This is a genomic window from Nisaea denitrificans DSM 18348 (assembly GCF_000426505.1).
Lineage (GTDB): Bacteria > Pseudomonadota > Alphaproteobacteria > Thalassobaculales > Thalassobaculaceae > Nisaea > Nisaea denitrificans.
In genome coordinates, this window is the sequence record NZ_AUFM01000011.1 from 1,428,728 (window position 1) to 1,445,840 (window position 17,113).

Annotated in this window: 17 protein-coding genes and 1 tRNA gene; 7 read left to right on the forward strand and 11 right to left on the reverse strand. The window is 57.7% G+C overall.

Annotation, left to right across the window (positions count from 1 at the left end):
- Positions 1-71 precede the first annotated feature (71 nt).
- Positions 72-545 carry a YHS domain-containing (seleno)protein gene (locus tag K328_RS0107705; RefSeq protein WP_084608153.1) on the reverse strand — a complete coding sequence of 158 codons (474 nt, stop codon included), beginning with the start codon at positions 543-545 and terminating at the stop codon, positions 72-74.
- A gap of 59 nt (positions 546-604) precedes the next feature.
- On the opposite strand from K328_RS0107705, the gene K328_RS0107710 reads away from it, so the two are divergent.
- Positions 605-1,402 (forward strand): PAS domain-containing protein, encoded by a 798-nt coding sequence (locus K328_RS0107710; protein ID WP_084608154.1) that lies wholly within the window; start codon positions 605-607, stop codon positions 1,400-1,402.
- Here K328_RS0107710 and K328_RS0107715 read toward each other — a convergent pair.
- A complete protein-coding gene (locus K328_RS0107715; RefSeq protein ID WP_028465490.1) occupies positions 1,391-2,362 on the reverse strand; it encodes an MBL fold metallo-hydrolase in 972 nt (323 codons plus the stop codon). The genes K328_RS0107710 and K328_RS0107715 overlap by 12 nt on opposite strands.
- A gap of 189 nt (positions 2,363-2,551) precedes the next feature.
- Between K328_RS0107715 and K328_RS0107720 the strand changes: the two genes are divergently transcribed.
- From K328_RS0107720 to K328_RS25680, 3 genes are all read left to right on the forward strand, one after another.
- Positions 2,552-2,965: a hypothetical protein gene (locus K328_RS0107720; protein WP_156901194.1), complete on the forward strand. Its 414-nt coding sequence runs from the start codon at positions 2,552-2,554 to the stop codon at positions 2,963-2,965.
- 85 nt (positions 2,966-3,050) lie between these two features.
- Positions 3,051-3,365, forward strand: a complete 315-nt coding sequence (locus K328_RS0107725; protein ID WP_028465492.1) for an ArsR/SmtB family transcription factor — start codon at positions 3,051-3,053, stop codon at positions 3,363-3,365.
- Positions 3,362-3,859, forward strand: coding sequence for an SRPBCC family protein (locus K328_RS25680; RefSeq protein ID WP_051284627.1), 498 nt, complete (start codon positions 3,362-3,364; stop codon positions 3,857-3,859). Before K328_RS0107725 ends, K328_RS25680 begins: the two co-directional genes overlap by 4 nt.
- A gap of 82 nt (positions 3,860-3,941) precedes the next feature.
- On the opposite strand, the gene K328_RS0107735 is transcribed toward K328_RS25680, so the two are convergent.
- The 3 genes from K328_RS0107735 to K328_RS0107745 all read right to left on the reverse strand — a co-directional run bounded on the left by K328_RS0107735 (position 3,942) and on the right by K328_RS0107745 (position 7,433).
- Entirely contained in the window at positions 3,942-5,165 is a 1,224-nt protein-coding gene (locus tag K328_RS0107735; RefSeq protein ID WP_028465493.1) for an aminotransferase-like domain-containing protein, read from the reverse strand.
- 91 nt (positions 5,166-5,256) lie between these two features.
- Positions 5,257-6,111 carry an FkbM family methyltransferase gene (locus K328_RS0107740; RefSeq protein ID WP_028465494.1) on the reverse strand — a complete coding sequence of 285 codons (855 nt, stop codon included), beginning with the start codon at positions 6,109-6,111 and terminating at the stop codon, positions 5,257-5,259.
- A gap of 146 nt (positions 6,112-6,257) precedes the next feature.
- Positions 6,258-7,433 carry a M20 aminoacylase family protein gene (locus K328_RS0107745; RefSeq protein ID WP_028465495.1) on the reverse strand — a complete coding sequence of 392 codons (1,176 nt, stop codon included), beginning with the start codon at positions 7,431-7,433 and terminating at the stop codon, positions 6,258-6,260.
- Between the two features lie 723 nt (positions 7,434-8,156).
- On the opposite strand from K328_RS0107745, the gene K328_RS25685 reads away from it, so the two are divergent.
- Positions 8,157-10,112, forward strand: coding sequence for a methyl-accepting chemotaxis protein (locus K328_RS25685; RefSeq protein WP_169721187.1), 1,956 nt, complete (start codon positions 8,157-8,159; stop codon positions 10,110-10,112).
- 57 nt (positions 10,113-10,169) lie between these two features.
- Here the strand turns inward: K328_RS25685 and K328_RS0107755 are convergent, their stop codons facing one another.
- Positions 10,170-11,075: a c-type cytochrome gene (locus K328_RS0107755; RefSeq protein WP_036553239.1), complete on the reverse strand. Its 906-nt coding sequence runs from the start codon at positions 11,073-11,075 to the stop codon at positions 10,170-10,172.
- 66 nt (positions 11,076-11,141) lie between these two features.
- The gene (locus K328_RS0107760; protein WP_028465497.1) at positions 11,142-11,615 is read right to left on the reverse strand and encodes a c-type cytochrome; all 474 of its coding nucleotides are present in this window, start codon (positions 11,613-11,615) and stop codon (positions 11,142-11,144) included.
- 196 nt (positions 11,616-11,811) lie between these two features.
- Here K328_RS0107760 and K328_RS23000 point away from each other — a divergent pair, with 196 nt between their 5' ends.
- Complete coding sequence (locus K328_RS23000; protein WP_156901195.1) at positions 11,812-12,336, forward strand: hypothetical protein; 525 nt, start codon at positions 11,812-11,814, stop codon at positions 12,334-12,336.
- A 143-nt stretch (positions 12,337-12,479) separates the two neighbouring features.
- Positions 12,480-12,947 (forward strand): PAS domain-containing protein, encoded by a 468-nt coding sequence (locus K328_RS25690; protein WP_169721188.1) that lies wholly within the window; start codon positions 12,480-12,482, stop codon positions 12,945-12,947.
- 110 nt (positions 12,948-13,057) lie between these two features.
- On the opposite strand, the gene K328_RS0107775 is transcribed toward K328_RS25690, so the two are convergent.
- The 4 genes from K328_RS0107775 to mrdA form a co-directional block, all read right to left on the reverse strand.
- Positions 13,058-13,133 (reverse strand) — tRNA-Lys (locus tag K328_RS0107775).
- A gap of 59 nt (positions 13,134-13,192) precedes the next feature.
- Positions 13,193-13,759 carry a hypothetical protein gene (locus K328_RS0107780; RefSeq protein ID WP_028465498.1) on the reverse strand — a complete coding sequence of 189 codons (567 nt, stop codon included), beginning with the start codon at positions 13,757-13,759 and terminating at the stop codon, positions 13,193-13,195.
- Between the two features lie 176 nt (positions 13,760-13,935).
- The gene (rodA, locus tag K328_RS0107785; RefSeq protein ID WP_205620591.1) at positions 13,936-15,084 is read right to left on the reverse strand and encodes a rod shape-determining protein RodA; all 1,149 of its coding nucleotides are present in this window, start codon (positions 15,082-15,084) and stop codon (positions 13,936-13,938) included.
- A 15-nt stretch (positions 15,085-15,099) separates the two neighbouring features.
- On the reverse strand, positions 15,100-17,112 hold the full coding sequence (gene mrdA, locus K328_RS23010; RefSeq protein WP_205620592.1) for a penicillin-binding protein 2: 2,013 nt from the start codon (positions 17,110-17,112) through the stop codon (positions 15,100-15,102).
- Position 17,113: the final 1 nt, after the last annotated feature.

A 17,113-nucleotide genomic window follows, 5' to 3' on the forward strand; every position in this document is an offset into this window, starting at 1 on the left:
TGCGATGAGGGTAGTCGAGCAGCAGAACGAAGGCGAGCGGGCTTAGGCCCGCAAATCAGAACTTCAGAATTTCATTCAATAATCCGCGGCCAGTTCCGATCCGCTGATTGAATGTTCTTTGCAGCATCCTTCTCCCAACGAGTCTGAATCTCCGCATTGTAGTTGAGGTAGAGCTTGTCGTTGACGATCCTCCAATTCTGGGGATCTCCCTTGGCTGTGCTCCCTTGCGCCACGGCCCACGCACAATAACCGCCATATTGCGGTGCATAATGCTCGGGGTTCTGACGGAATGCCTCACGGTTTTCCGCAGAGGCAAAGCGCCACTCGGCCCCCTTGTACTCGAGCGTATAGTCGGCCGTGCCTTCGACCGGCCGCCCTTCCTTGAAATAGGCGACGGGATCGTACCCATTCACGGCAAGATTGGAGAGGAAGCCTGTATAAACCGGGGCCTCCCCTGCTCCGGCCGGCGCCGGGGTCAGCAACAGCATTCCGGTCACAATCCCGGCGGCGACCAATCCGGAACGCAAAACCAGACGTAGCGACATCAAGCACCTCCAATGCTGGATTTCTGATAACCGCTATTTTGCCACGATTGCCGGTCCGAATGCCTTCAAACCCCGATCACATTGCTGCGACACAGACATGCAGAGAGCCACGCAACCGCCTCAAAAACATCATTCTGCGCCTGAGGATAGAGTTACCGTTAAAATTGATTCATACTGGTGCTGTTCCGGATAAACTCTCTCATCCGGATCTTCCAAAGAGCGAAATCAACCATCCAGTTGGCATGAAAAAGACTATGGATTTACAGAATATCGCTCCGGACTTTTCGATGGATGACCTCGCCAGCGATGCACAACGCGCCATGTATGAGTACTGGCAGATCGCGCGAGGCAACGCCGCCCTGCCTCCAAAATCAACGCTCGACCCCGTGGAGTTGCCTCGCCGGAGCCTGCCATCGCTTGCTGTGATGGAACCGATAGACGGTAACGATTTCCGGGTCAGAATCGTCGGCACCGGCGTCCATTCCGCGGTTGGAAGGGACATTACCGGCCAAAGGGTCAGCCAGATCGACGGTGCGGAAAGTGCTTTGGATCGTCTGCGCCAGTGCCGCGACGCGGAAGCCATGTATTATGCCAGCGGCCCCGCAACCTGGGCCAGCGGGCCGCAAAAATACTTTACGTCTCTCATGCTGCCGTTCGGTTCACCCGGGCATATTGAGCGCATTTTGATTGTGCTCCAGTTCACGCATCACTCACCTGCGAGCCTCTCCAGGCCCCCGCTTGAGATATCGATGCAGCAAAGCGGAATTGAGACGAGAGGAGCTGCAGCCGGACGCAGCTCCTCTCGCGAAGCTCAGGACGAAACGCCGAACGCTTCGATCAGGCTTCTAGCAACCTGATGTGCATATTCCGGCACCGTCGAAGGCCATGACCTTGCCACTGAGCGGCACATGCGCCGAAACCTTCACCGCCTTGATGAAAGCCTCCGTCTTGGTGCCCGCAATAACCTTGCCGCCCTTGGTGCCTATCTCATTCGCGTGCGAGGGAATCACGGAAACCGGCTTGATCAGCTCATTCACGACAAAAGCCGCCTCGGTCGGGCCGGTGGTGAAAGTATCACCGATGTTCATCACCACAAGCTCCGCACCGTACTGCTCGCCGACCACGGTACGTTGCTCCGCTGTCACGCCGGTATCGCCGGAGAGATATACGACAAGGCCATTGCTGAAAGTCAGCACATAGCCGGTCGGCGGACCGGCATAGGCCGTCAGACCCGACTCATTCAGCAGTTTTCCGAGTTGCCCACCGATAAAGGCGCCTGCCACCCCATTGGAATGAACAGCCGGCACGGTCGTGATTGTGACCCCGCCAACCTTGCGGGATGCACCAAAGCGGACGAGCTGGGACTTTTTCGGATCGCCGCCAAGAGCCTTCAGCTTGCTCGCGAAAAATCTCGGCATCTCGCTGCCGGTGACAATCAGCGCGGATTTATCGAGCGCGATGTTCACGCTGTTGGTGTTCGGTGCATCCACTTTCGTCATGGCCGGCGCACCGCATTCCCCGGCGTTGACCGCATCGATATGACGGTCACCCACATGGTCTCCGTGCATATGGCTGACCAGCAACGCATCCACTTTACCGAGACGCGGATCACCTGCTCCGGCAACCGTGCGCCCCGCATCGTAAAGAATGCGCGTGCCATCCGGATCTTCGAACATCATCGCCCGGTCGAAACGGCAGAATTCACCGTCGTGACTGCCAAGCGGCGTTACGCTCACGGTCTGCGCTTCGGCAGCCCCTGTCGAGAAGGCCAGACTTCCAACTAGAGCAACTGCCAGTCCTATGGATCTCACAAGCACTGTTACCTCCCTCGGGATAATATCTGAATCTGTGCTGCATTTCGCACCATCCCGACACGAAACGACACAAAGAGCATTCAACCATTCCTGACGACATCCGGGACCCTGGTTTTCACGCACCGAAATGCGATCATCACATGGTTGCCTCTGAAGAGACGCGGCCTATTTCGCTCTCGTGGAGCGATACCAGTGAGCTCGGTAACGCTGCGGATACGCCCGATGGAAGCAATTGAGAATGCAGCAATCATCTCTGTTGGCAGAGCCTCCGGCTTTGCCGCGCTAGCGATCATCTGCATTGTCATGAGTCTGAGCTACGAGCCGATCGTCGCCGCGCGCGCCGGCTGCATCCTCTGCCTGATCGTTGCCGCCATCCTGTTTCACTACGCGATGCGCGCACCGTCGCGCCCCTACCGGCAGACGGAACTCTGGATCATTCTCGCCAAGGAAGACCGGCCGCCAAAGCTGGTTGCGCAACGGATTATTGGCGAAATCCTGCACCAGACCTATCGGAAGTTTGGCCAATACGCAGTCATTTCCGCCCTGATTTTCATGGCCCTCTCGCTCATCCTGCTACCATTCCCAGATTTCCGGCTCGGCGGCTGACCCGCACGCTTAGTGAACTGACTGGTTGACTGATAAGGGCGCACATCATACAGTCAACCAATCAGTTCACCAATGGACGCGGGCCATGCCAGCACTCGATCAAACTTTCGCCGCCCTTTCGGACGAAACACGCCGGGCAATTCTTGCGCGCCTGCATGAGGGAGAGGCCGCACTGTCCGAAGTCGCGCAACCGTTCGACATGTCCCAGACGGCCGTCTCCAAACATGTCCGTGTGCTTTCCGATGCTGGGCTTGTCACCGTCCGCAAACGCGGCCGGACCCGCTATTGCGCCCTCAATGCCGGGCCCATGAAAGACGCGGCTGCCTGGCTGAACACCTACAAGCAGTTCTGGGAGGATGGCTTCAAAAGCCTCGCCCGTTTCCTGGAGGAAGAGAAATGACATTCGCCTATCTGAAATCACCGCACGGTGCCGATCCGATCATTGTCGAAGGCACTTTCCCGGCATCCCCCGAACGGATTTTCCGGGCCTTCACCACGCCGGAAGACCTGGTTCAGTGGTTCGGTAACCACGCACTGGAAAAGGCGGAGGTCGATCTCAGGGTCGGCGGGAGCTGGACGTTCACCTTCGCGGAGAAAGACGGCGCGCGCGATATTCTGCATGGACAGTATGAGGAGATAGATCCGGGTCGGATCCTTGTCTTCAGCTGGCGCCATCACAAGGAGACGGCGGCAGGAAAAGGAGAGAACTCCCCCGCATCCGAGATTGCCGTGTATTTCACGGCGGTGGAAGGCGGCACCCGTGTCCGGTTGATCCATTCGATGGTGGAAAGCGAAAGCTCGCGGCTCAATATCTGCGGCGGTTGGGACGCCTGCTTCGGCGATCTTGAGCGGATATTGCAGAGTGATTCACCGGCTGCGGCGGCCACAGCCTGATACCCGGAGCCTGCCCCCTCGCCGCCTTCCGCTGCCGGAGCTAAGGACACAGGCAGCGGAGGGCAAAGGATTGCCAGTTGCTTCAGGCGTTCGCGATGGTCTTCGGAACGCCGAACTCCTCCCGGCAGACTTCCGCTAGCGCGGCAATGCCCTTCCGGATCGTCTCGATCGGAGGGTTGGCGTAACAGATCCTGATCGCCCTCTTCGCTCCCGGCCCCTCGATAGACCATTCGGCCCCCGGATTGATCTGGATGCCATGCTTGGCGGCCTCTGCTGCGAGGCGCGACGTATCGACCTCGGCCGGCAGTTTGACCCAAAGGAAGATGCCGCCTGGCGGCGTCTCGAATTCCGCCACGGTGCCGAAATTCTTCTCCATCGCCTCGATCAGCACCTCACATTTCTGCTTCAGCACCTTGTTCAGCCCTGCGACATGGTTTTCAAAGTGCGCGCTGCAGAACTCGGCCAGCACCATCTGCTCAAGCGAGCCGGAACCTGCATCGGTCTTGCAGGACAACAGGCGCGCCATGAATGGCCAAGGGGCGACGATGAAACCAACGCGGAGTGCCGGGGCAATGGATTTCGAGAAGGAGCCGACAAAGACTACCCGTCCACTCTTATCCAGCGCATGCAGCGCCAGCGGGCGTTTTCCGTCCCAGATCAGGTCCGAGTAACACTCGTCCTCAATCACGGCAACATCGTATTGCTCGGCCAGCCGCAGCAGCTCCTCGCGGCGCTCCAGAGGCATGATTGAGGCGGTCGGGTTCTGTATCGTCGGGATGACATAGATGAATTTCGGCTTTGTCCCCTCGGCCTCCAGTTTCGCCAGAGTGTCCGCGAGATGGTCCATCCGCATGCCCTGCTCATCAAGTTTGATGCCGAGCGGCGTGACGCCCAGGCGCTGGAACCGGGTCAGGCACCCGCCATAGGTTGCCTCCTCGATCAGCACCGTGTCCCCCGGCGCCAGCATCACCTCATTAATAAGATCAAGGCCCTGCAAAGAGCCGGACGTCAGCAGCACATCATCCGCCGTGCAGGTCATCCCGGCATCGCGCCCGAGTTTTCCGGCGAGGAACTCACGGAGCGGACGATAGCCCTGAGGGCCGCTTTCCAGACTGTAGGTGGCGAGTGTCGTTCCCTCGCGCTGCAGAACACGTGTCGCAGCTTCAACCAGTGCATCAGTTGGAATGCTCTCCGGCGCGTTGTGACCGCCGACAAAATTGAAGTCCGGAAAACCGTTCCAGCGCCCTGCCGGTGCCGGTAGGTCTTGCCGCACCACGGCTTCAAAATCAAACTCCTGCGATGCCATCGCACTTCCCCACCTGATGATTCCCCAATTGGAAAGCAGCGTGGCCGGGATCAGCGGTCAGGACAAGGTCCGGACGCACGAACGACGTGCACTAGTGACGTTCCAGTTTCCGAAGATATGCCTCGCCGAAGCGGGTGCCGAGCATGGCATCGCGGGTCAACAGCGCCCGCAGCGCGACATCGAAAGAACTGTATACGTCGTGCAGGATCAGCGCGATTTTCAGCAACTGCACCGGGTTCAAGAGATCGAAGCGGGTGAAATCCCGAATGAAGATCGCATCCGCCCATACGGACTGGCTGAGACCTGCGTAAGGATTGTTATCGACAATAAGCGGCTTCACCACCCGGCTGACCGGCTGGACGAAGCGGTGGAGCATGAACCCATGCTCCCGCAAGAACAGATCGACGTCGGAGAACAGTGGTTGGTTCTCGTACATCTGCATGAATTCGACTTCCGACTGGATAATCAGGCAGTTTGCGAGTTTGTCGGTTCCGTTCCGGAATACCTCCAACTCCGCCCCCTGAATGTCGATCTTCAGAAAGTCGAGATTATCGATCTCGGCGACATCATCCAGACGGACTGTCTGGATCGTCTCCCGGCCGATGACCTGGCCCCACTCGTCAAAGCCGTGAAAGCAACTCAACACCGCCGGGTTGGGCTCCAGCAAGGAGGTCATCCCCGGCGCTTTGCAGATCCTCAAGGTCTGCTCGGTTCCATCATAAACCGCATGGGGTAGATAGGTTTCATGCGCGCTTTTCCGCGCCTGAAGCTCGGCCAGCGCATCCCGGTTAGGCTCGAACCCAACGAGCCGCACCTTCCCCGCTTCCAGAAGATCCTGGTACGGCGGGCGGCCATCGACCGCGATCGGGTTGGCGCCGATATCGACGACATCAATCGTCACGTCTATATCGAGCATTTCCGTCAGAGACGGTCGTTCAGCACTCATTTTTCCCCCGCGAGGAAACACATAACCGGATAGAGACGGAAAGCTCGCATCTCCGCTCGGGTCCGGCAACAGAAAGCCATATCCCTGACATGCAAACGGCGCCCCTTTTGCCAGAGGCGCCGCAGAGATAATTCGTCGTTTGCGGATCAGCCGGCGCGTGGCAGTTCCGCCTCAACCAATGCCGCCCAGAGGCTGGCGCCTGTGGTCAGCGTCTCGTCGTTGAAGTCATATTCCGGATGGTGCACCGAGTGGGTGTGGGTTTCGTCCCCGCCACCGAGGAAGATATAGGCGCCCGGACGCTCTTCCAGCATGAAGGAGAAATCCTCGCTGCCCATCAAAGCTTCGGTTTCCGGATCGACTGCCTCCATGCCGACCACGCTGGCCGCGGCGGAGATGATCCGCTCGACCTGTTCGTCATGGTTAGAGGTGACCGGATAGCCTTCGCGATATTCGCACTCGATCTCGACCCCGTTGGCTAGCGCGAGACCGTCGCAGAGTTTCTGGAACTTCTCCTTGATCAACGCCTGCACCTCTTTGGTCATGGTGCGGACAGAAGCGTTCAGCATGGCCTCGCCCGGAATGACGTTATTCGCGGTTCCGGCATGGAACTGGGTGATGCTGACCACGGCGGTATCGAACGGATTGATCGAGCGGGACACAAATGTCTGCGCCGCCTGATAGATCTGCGTGCCGATGGCAATCGGGTCGATTGCCAGATGCGGCATGGCGGCATGACCGCCGCGCGCTTTGATGGTGATGGTGACGCTATCGGCACCGGCCATCAGCGGCCCCTTGCGGATACCGAAGGTATTCTTCGGAAGCTGCGGCATGTTGTGCAGACCGTAGACCGTATCGGTCGGGAAGCGGTCGAACAGGCCATCCTCGATCATCGCCCTGGCCCCAGCGCCCCCTTCTTCAGCAGGCTGGAAGAACAGGTTAACGGTGCCATCGAAGTTCCGGGTTTCCGCCAGATATTTTGCCGCACCGAGCAGCGTGGACGTATGGCCGTCATGACCGCAGGCATGCATCTTACCGGGAACAGTCGATTTGTATTCCGGGTTCGATACTTCCTGCATCGGCAGGGCGTCCATATCCGCCCGGATGCCGATGGAACCAGTGCCGGAGCCATTTCCCTTGATCACTCCGACCACACCGGTTTTACCGATACCTTCATGGGTCTCGATGCCCCAGGAACGCAGCTTTTCAGCAACAATTCCGGCCGTCCGTGTTTCCTCGTAGCAGAGCTCCGGATGCATATGAAAATCATGGCGCCATTCGCGCATTTCACCTTCGAATTCGGCGATACGGTTCTTGATCGGCATCACTACCTGTTCCTTTCAAATTCCTGCCACGGCGAGGAAGCCGTAGAGGGTGCCATAGCGCTGCCGCGCAGGCCGGGCGTGTCTGAATAGTCCGGGAAACGGTCGTATCAACGACCTTAAGGCCGCTCGAATTACGGCCTGAAAAGAAATCCTATCCTACTGCAACCAAGCACCTATCGGGAAGCAGGAACCTTTCCCTAGTTCAGAACCAACGCACCATCGTCGAAGAGGCCCCCTCAATCCTTCACATCGGATCTGGCCTGCGGAAATCACTTGGCCGCAATCATGCAATCTATGAAAGATTTAGTCTTACAAAATTATGTAAAATACTTCCCATAATACGAACAGAAAATATGTGCCATTACTTAACGGCGAAGAGCTCCAAACTTGTGGAAGCTTAACGGATATTTACATTAATGGCTTATTAATGCTTTCATTTATAAACTCAAGATAGCGATTTCCATACAGACGGATGACATTAGCACTCTAAAACGTAAAAATTTCCCGTGAAAAAACACAGGAAATATGGGTAGTTTGTGCATCTAGCAACGGTATGGGCGAAGTTTCGATTATACAATTTTTGATACAAATCCTTCCAATGGAAGATCACGCAAAGGGCCGCTTTAAATGTTTTCCAGTCTCTCGATCCGGAAGAAAATCATTGGCGTATGTCTGGTCACTCTCCCTCTCCCGATAGTGGCTCTGATCTATGCTGTATTCTCCATGAATTTGATCGGCATTGAGCTCAAGGAGATTGCGGAAGAAGACATGCCGATCACCCGGCAATTGACCAAGGTGACCGTCTTGCAGCTTGAGCAAGCCATTCATTTTGAGAAAGCCATGCGATTTTCCGGCATTCAGAAGAAAGATGCCGACCTCAGCGCGGTGCTCGCCAAGGAAATCGGAAAATTCGAAGAACAAAGCAAGAGTGCGGATGCGCTGTTTCTGGACCTTGAACGCAGACTGGAGCATGCGATTGAGGTGAGTTCGTCCCACGGGGCGACCGAATCCGTCGAGGAATTTTCATCGGTCGCGGAACAAATCAAAGAAGCAAAGCGCCTCCACGCTGATTACGAGGTTCAGGCCAAAGGCGCATTCAAAGCCCATGAAGCGGGTGATATGGATGCGGCAACCGGCTTTGCTGAAAAAGCGGAGGCACTGGAAACCACTCTCGATCACAAGATGGAAGAGATCCTGAATGAGATCGGGGAATTTACGCAGCGCTCTCTCTATGCTGCTGAAGAGCACGAACAGCAAAGCTTGAAGATCATTGTCGCTCTGGCCTGCCTGGGGCTGGTCGGCGGGCTTGCCAGCGGTGCGGCAATCGGCAATGCGGTCGCCGGACCGATCGTCAAGCTGACCTCTGCCATGGCTAAGCTGTCCACCGGCGACTATAGCGCGGAGGTTCCGGCGCGCGGACGCAGAGACGAAATTGGCAGCATGGCGGAAGCCGTTTCGGTTTTCAAAGAGGCCAGTATTGAGCTTGAGCAGATGACAGAGTCCCGGCAGCAGGAGCAGGAAGAACAGCAACGCCGTCTGCAGGAAGAGATGCTGACGCTTAGCAACAAGCTGGAAGAGGAACTGAAAACCGCCGTCAACTCCATCGCCGAAGAGATGGAGCAGATGCGCCAGCGCTCGGAAACCATGAACCGGTCGGCGGAAAACGTGAGACAGGAAAGCATGGCCGTCGCGGCCGCGTCGGAAGAAGCGACTGTAAACGTTAATACCGTGGCCGCGGCATCCCAGGAGATGGCGCAGTCAATTCAGGAAATCAGCCGGCAGGTCGGTGCATCGACCAACATCGCCAGGGAAGCGACAACCGAGATCGAGAAAACCAACGCAACGGTCGAAGGGCTTGCAAGCGCAGCCGAAAAGATCGGCGCCGTGGTCAACATGATCACGGACATCGCCGAGCAGACCAACCTTCTGGCTCTCAACGCGACAATCGAGGCCGCACGCGCCGGCGAAGCGGGCAAGGGGTTTGCGGTTGTTGCGTCGGAAGTAAAATCCCTCGCCAACCAGACCGGCAGCGCGACGGAAGATATCGCGGGGCAGGTCCAGAGCATTCAGAGCATTACCAGCGACGCGGTCCAGGCAATGCGCGCGATTGGCGAGACCGTGGTGCGGATCAACGAGATCTCGGAACAGATCACGGTCGCAATCGAGCAACAGACAGACACCACCAATGAAATCACCCAGAATGTCCAGGAAGCAGCCATGGGCACTCAGGAAGTCTCCGGAAAAATCACTGGCGTCGCCGCATCGGCCGAGGAAAACGGCACCATGTCCCAGGAGATCAGTACGTCAGCGACCACCATCACAAACAAGATGCAGGAGCTACAGACCAGACTGACGGCCATCGTCCGGGAATCCGCGGCAGGTAACCGGCGTGAAGCGGAACGTAAAACGCTCATGGAAGCGTCAAGATTCCGCCTCGGCGAGAGCTGGTATGATTGTGTGATCCACAACATCTCGGAAACCGGCCTCGAAATCGGTACTGATGAACAGATCCCGGAAGGCTCGGCAATCGAGGTTGACCTGACCGGTCTCGGCAGAGTGCAGGCTCGGGTCGTGAGGCAACGCAAACGTGTCAAAGGGTTCGGCGCTGAGTTCATCGAGCTCGACGAAAGCATCCGGGACACCATCCGGGCATGGGACCAAGCGGCAGTCGCCGCCTGACGGAACAGTCTGGCCGAAACGGCCACTGTCCTCGCAGTCAGCATACCTCAAGGCTTTTTATTTCGGCGCACCAATCGGCGGAATAGCCTTGAGGTAGCGGGCAATGGCACGGCGGTCCTCGTCGCTCAGCAGGCCCGTATTCTCCACCACCTCTGTCATGGAACCACCGACCGTATCGAAATCCGGTGTAAAACCGGATTTCAGATACTCCGCGATATCGGCTTCGGACCAGGCAGCAATACCAGCGCCACCCGGGGTCAGGTTCGGGACAGAGCCCTTCCCGTCCGGATTTGGGCCACCAGCCAACCAACGCGAGAGATCGGGACCGCCAATGACGGAGCGCGGTGTATGGCATTCCCCGCAATGGCCCGGCCCTTCAACCAGATAACGCCCTCTCTCCAAGTCTTCGGCAACCTCCACCACCGGAGCCGGATCGAGGTAGAGCTGTTTCCAGAGCCCGAGACCGCGCCGGATCGAAAACGGGAAGCCGACTGCGTGCGGCGTGTTCACCTGCTCACTCGCAGGGAGCGACTTCATGTAGGCCCAGAGATCCAGCAAATCCTCGGTCTTCACCCGGGCGTAAGAAGTGTAGGGAAAAGCCGGGTAGTAATGACTGCCATCGGGTGAAACGCCGTGCTTCATGGCATTAACGAAGTCGACACTACGCCAGGCCCCGATTCCGGATCCGGGATCTGGGGAAATGTTCGGGGCATAGAAGGTGCCGAATGCGGTGACGAAAGACCGGCCGCCCGCAAGAATTAGCTTCTGTTCCCCCTTGGCACCGTCCGCCGCATGACAGGAGGCGCAGCCGCCGATGGTGAAAATTGCCTGGCCACGTTCAACATCACCTCCGCCAGCCGGCACACTGTCTTCCATTAGCGTTTCAGGCGCCGTCAGAACCCATCCGGCAACCGCTCCAGCGACGGCAAGAGCGACCCCCGCGAGCCGCACCCAACCTGTCATCACACCCTCTCCTGCGCATCTATCGGGGCCCGGACACAAGCCGGCCCCCGATAGGGACTGATTTGACTATTTCGGCACGCGGAAGGGTTTATGGCACCCGCCACAACTTTGGCCGACATCGCCGATAGCTCCTTGCAGCGCCGGCAGGCCATCACCAGCAACCTTGGCCATCGCCGCCGACGCATCGGCGAGCGCTTTGCTCTTTCCGGTGATCTCGGGATAGGTCGACCAGATTTCAGCCATAGCGCGGGTCTTGTCGGGCATCGCGGTTGCATCGGAACCTTTTGGCCACATCGCCCCCTGATCCATCGCGGCAAGCGCGGCGAGGTTACCGGCAGCAGCACTGGCTACCGCCGCATCATAGGCTACGTTGCCTTTCGCCATCGCTCCAAGCTGACCCAGATTGAAGGAATAGAGCTTCATCGCCGCCTGGCGCGCCTCGATGGCTTTTTCAAGGTGGCCGTCAGCGAATACCGGAGCCGCCGCAAGGAGCGCGGCGGAAAGGCCAAAGGCAGTCAATGTTGTTTTAATTTTTTGCATGTTTGATCTCCCACTGCAGGCAAGTTTGCCTGCCTTTAGGCTACAACAGCAAAAATTTCTGTATATTCACTAAAAGGTCATCGGGGTTGGTATGACGAGAAAAAATCCGCGACAGTATGGAAGATAAATCTCTGCCGTGACGTGATTATGGGTTCCGCCCTCTGTGCACCTCAAAACGCAGACCTATATCTGTTTTATGACCACTCGCGCACTCCTCACCGCCCTCCTCTCCCTGCTACCTTCGGCGGCTTTGGCCGATCTCGTCGTGACATTCATCGAAACCTCCCCGTCCGATCTGTTCATCGTCGAGAACCGGAACGATTGCGAATATTACGATTTCGGCATGCAGATCGACCTACGGAGCTCGGCCGGCGGTCTGTTATTTGACATTGCAGAAGGCGGCGCGGGCGCGAGTGTCTACGAACCCTTCGGCATTGCCGAGGGGAGAAACGCAGTCCGGAGCTTCTCCCCCGTCACGGACGGCGATCGTGTCGTATCAATCCTGTTTGACAGGCTCGAAGGGCGCGGGCGCGTCGTCTTCACCGTGGATGTCGACGACACTTTGCCCGACGGACCTTACGGGCAGACAGTGGTGGATTCGTCAGAAATCGCAGGTGCAATGATCGTCATCACCACCGTAGGACAAGAACCCGCGACCGCTGTTTTTCTGTCGGACGGGAGAGCCACGGCACAGCTCAAGGGCTGCGGGCCGGTTTCCTGAGCAGCCTCCTGTCAAACCAGACGTCGACCGGTTTCAGTAACGGTTCGCCAATCCACGCATGACTCCTGACATTTACATGCCATGATTGGTATCTTGAAAAACCAGACTGATTAAATCAGGCCCAAACCGATGTGGTGTTGTACTTGAGTGTCGAAGAAAAACAGTTCGAGAGAGTGAGATCACCGCTTCTTCGCGAGGCATTTAAGCTCTGGAACAGTAAGCGCGGTAATCGCCGGATGGCCAAACGGGCCGATTTCGACCCGCTAGAGATGCCTAGATTGCTCTCCTCCATCATCCTGATTGATGTCGAAAACGACGGTGCAAGATTGAGAATTCGTCTTGTCGGAACGAAAATCGTCGATATGTATGGGAGTGATTATACTGGAAAATATTTGGACGAAATTGATTTTGGAGATGTCAGAAACAAGGTTCTGAATGAGTACCACCTTCCTATTTTTGAAAAGCGCCCGGTTTTTTCGGATCATGACTTCCGAAAACTAAATGACTACCATCATACTATTGAACGGGCCATTTTCCCGCTTTCGGATGACGACAATACCGTTAACAAGCTCATCGCATTTCTTGATTTCGAAAGAGTTCAAGAGCCTTAGACCGCAAGGGTACATGCCAGCGTATCGGAATGAGATTATGGGAGCTTGTCGGAGCGACTGATCCGTTTACCGTACGAAGCCGGAAACACTTTTTTTATCAAGGCGGAGAGTGGTGGGCGCAGTAGGACTCGAACCTACGACCCGCTGATTAAGAGTCAGCTGCTCTACCAACTGAGCTATGCGCCCGCCCGTCGAGGGAGCGGATTGATACTAAAGGCGTGACCCTATTGCAAGCGGGTTTTGCACTATTCCCCGGAGGACTGAGAACGACGCCAAGTGTGTTCTGAACCCGGGCCAAGCAGCTGTTCGCGTAGCTCCTGCAACGGGTCCTTGTCTTTGCTGCCTCCACGCAGGGTCGGATCGTTTGGCAAGGCCTGCCAGTTCCAATTCCCCTCTCCGTCATCCTGCAGAGGTGCCTGGGCCGCCGGACGGCGTGCTTCGGGGTCCTGCATCCGGGTTTGCTTCTTGCGCACCGCCTTCGGCACGCTTTCAGACTTTCCCAGAACCCAATCCAGTCCGAGCATATCCCGGTCTTCTTCAGCTTGCTCGGCCGGAGGCACCGGGCGACCGCGGGTCGCTTTGGAAAGTTTGGCTTCGATCCGGACTGTTTCCGCCTGCTCTACGGCACCGGTACCGATGCTGCGCCGTTCTTCCGGCGGCAAGGAATCGAAGCTGTCACGGGCCCGGTCATACTCAACCCGGTCCCCGGTTTCGGCTGCTGCATCGAGGTTACGTGTAAGGTCGCTCTCGCCTTGATTCTCACGGGCGGAGTCGGCGAGAATTTTCAGGCTCTTGCGTTCAATATTGTCCAAGGGTCACCAACCTGTTCGGTCCCGCTCCGGAAACAACGGACGGCATAAGATCAACAAAAAGCTCATTCGCGAAAGTTTAACAGAAAAATCCCATAAAAGTCTATTAAGGCGCTTTTATGATTACGAAAAGCTCAACCTTAGGGCATTTCAAACACCGCTCCAGATGGGCAGCAGCTTCAGTCTTCGTCTTCGAAACCTTGCCGGCCGATCTCGATGTCACGATGAACGTAGCAATTGATGATCAGACCAAAGCCGATCATCGCCGTCAGCATCGCTGTCCCGCCGTATGAGATCAGCGGCAACGGCACACCAACAACCGGGATCAATCCCATCACCATGGCAATATTGATGAACATGTAGAGGAACAACGTCGTGGTTGTTCCGAGCGCTAACAGGCGACCGAATTGGCTGGAACAGCGCAGCGCGATGGCAAAGCCGTACCCAAGTGCCAGAACATAGAGCAGCAGCAGGAACAACGCCCCCGCCAGCCCCAGCTCTTCAGCCAGCATGGTGAAGATAAAATCGGTCTGCTTTTCCGGCAGAAAGTTCAGATGGCTTTGGGAGCCTTGCAGGAAGCCCTTGCCGAAGAGCCCCCCTGAGCCAAGCGCGATCTTGGACTGCAGGATGTGATATCCGGCGCCGAGAGGATCGTTCTCCGGGTTGATGAAGGTCAGAATCCGGTTCTTCTGATAGTTATGCAGGAATTGCCAGCCGATCGGGATCGCGGACAAGCCAAGCACGAGAACGGTGACGAATTTCCAGATCCGCACGCCGGCAAGGAAGAAGATGGCTCCGCCGCCAAGGATGATCATGCCTGCCGTGCCCAGATCGGGCTGGCGCAGAACCAGGATCGCCGGTGCAAAGACCAGAACCAGCGGTATGAACAGGCTGCGGATGCGGCCAACCTCCTCGAAGGTCTGACGGTGGAAATACCGCGCCAAAGCAAGTACCAGCGCCAGCTTCATCAACTCCGACGGCTGCAGGCGGAAGACACCGAGGTCGATCCAGCGCTGCGCGCCCATGCCTATCTCTCCGGCGATCTCGACAACTCCCAAGAGGCCGAGAGATACGAAATAGAAGGCATAGGACCAACGCATCAGGAAGCGGATATCAATCAGCGCAATGCCGAGCGTGATCACCAGGCCAATACCGAACCGGATAGCCTGGCGCATGGCCCAGGGCGTCCAGCTGCCATTAGCTGCCGAATAAAGCATGGCGAAACCGACTGAGGCGATCAGCGTCAGGAGCAGGATAAGTCCCCAGTTGATCTGCTGCAGCTTGATGCCGAGCGTCAGTTCCGGCCGGTTGAGAGAGTTTGAATGCATGCCGGTCGCCATGGCTTAACCCTGATCCGTTTCAGGTTGAGCCTGCGGCAGGATCTCGACTGGTTCTGCCTCGGATGCTTCGAACCCGTCGGCTTCCATGGCACGGGCGAGAATGTCCCGGGCAATCGGCACCGCGTATTTGCTGCCGCCACCATGCTCGAGCACGACGGCAACCGCGTAGCGCGGCGCCTCCGCCGGCGCGTAGCCGACAAACAATCCATGATCCCGCTCACGCCAGGGCAGTTCTTCGTTCGGTATCACACCGGTCAAACGCTCCGCCTTGGTGATCCGCCGGACCTGCGCGGTCCCGGTTTTACCGCCAACCTGGACGCCGGACTCCGGGATTTTAGCGCTACGCGCTGAGCCGTGCGCTCCATTGACCACCCGCCGCATGCCTTCAAGCACATAGGCAAGATTGCCGCGCGAGACATTCATTTTCGGGATTTGCTCGTCGCCTTCTTCGCGCCGGATCAGAGTTGGTTTCACCGCATAGCCGCCATTGACCAGCCGCGCGGTCATAACTGCGAGCTGCAGCGGCGTCACCAGAACGAAGCCCTGGCCAATGCCTGTGATCAGAGTCTCGCCCTTCTGCCAGCGCTCACCGCGCACGGCGAGTTTCCATTCCCGGGTCGGGATCAGGCCATTGCGCTCGCCCGGCAGCTCGATCTCGAGTGTCTCACCAAGGCCGAAACGGCGGGCCATTTCGGAGATCCGGTCGATACCAACCCGCTTCGCCGCCTCGTAGAAATAAACGTCGCAGCTCTGCTCAAGCGCATCCATGACGTCCATCTTGCCATGACCCCAGCGCTTCCAGCAGTGGAAGCGGGCATTGCCGAGATCCGTATGGCCGTTGCAGTAAACCTCCGTCTCCGGCCCGATCACACCGGCTTCAAGCGCAGCAAGCGCCACAATCATCTTGAAGGTCGAGCCCGGCGGGTATGTCCCGGCAATCGCCTTGTTGGTCAGAGGGTGGCGCGGATTGGAAAGCAGGTTCTCCCAATCGCGGGCACTCAGCCCCTTGTTAAAATTGTTCGGGTCGAAACCCGGCGTCGAGGCGATGGTCAGAACCTCACCGGTATGCACATCCATGACAATGGCGGCACCGCTTTCGCCCTGCACGATGTTGCCCCCTTTGTCGAGGAACACCGTCCCGTCGTCATTCTCCAGATAGCGCTTCGGCACACCGGAGCGCGCGATGGCTTCCTGCACGCGGATATCCGCGATGGGAACCCGCTCCGAGCTGCCGCGCTCAAGCCGTTCGTGGGCGAAGATCTGAAGGCCCATGTCGAGGGTGAGATGAACGTTCTTGCCCGGCTGCCCCTCGTCGCCCGGAAGTTTCCGGATGATCCGGCCGAGCGCGTTGACCTCGACCTGACGGCGGCCCGCGGAGCCGCGCATTTCCTGATCGTAGAGCTTTTCGATACCGCTCTTGCCGATTCGGAAGTCCGGCAGCTCAAGGACCGGATCACCGGTCAATTCCGTGTCCGAAACCGCTGCCACGTAGCCGGTGATATTCACCGCCTTGGAGCCAAAGGGATAAACCCGGGAGCGCCCCTCCTCGATCCGGATGCCAGGCAGATAGGGTGCGTTGACCGCAACCCGGCTGATATCTTCCCGGGTCAGGTTTTCCACCACCGTCACGGGCACGAAGCTGCGCTTACGGGAAATCTCCTTCAGCACGCGCTTCACATCCCAATCGTCCACATGGACGACCTGGCGTAATGCATTGATGGTCGCGCGCACATCGCTGGTCTGTTCCGGTACGAGATCGACGCGGAAATTGTCCTCGTTCGAGGCGACCAGAACCCCGTTCCGGTCCAGGATCAACCCGCGGGTCGGCGGCAGCAGCTCGAGATTGAACTGGTTTTCCTCGGAGAGCGTCCGGTATCGGTCCGCTTCCACCACTTGCAGATAGTAGAGCCGCGCGCCAAGCGCTCCGACCAGACCGAGCTGCCCCGCACCGAGTATCAGCGAGCGCCGGGTGAAGGCCCGCTTGGTATCCTGATCCTTTGGGTTCTTCATGCGCATA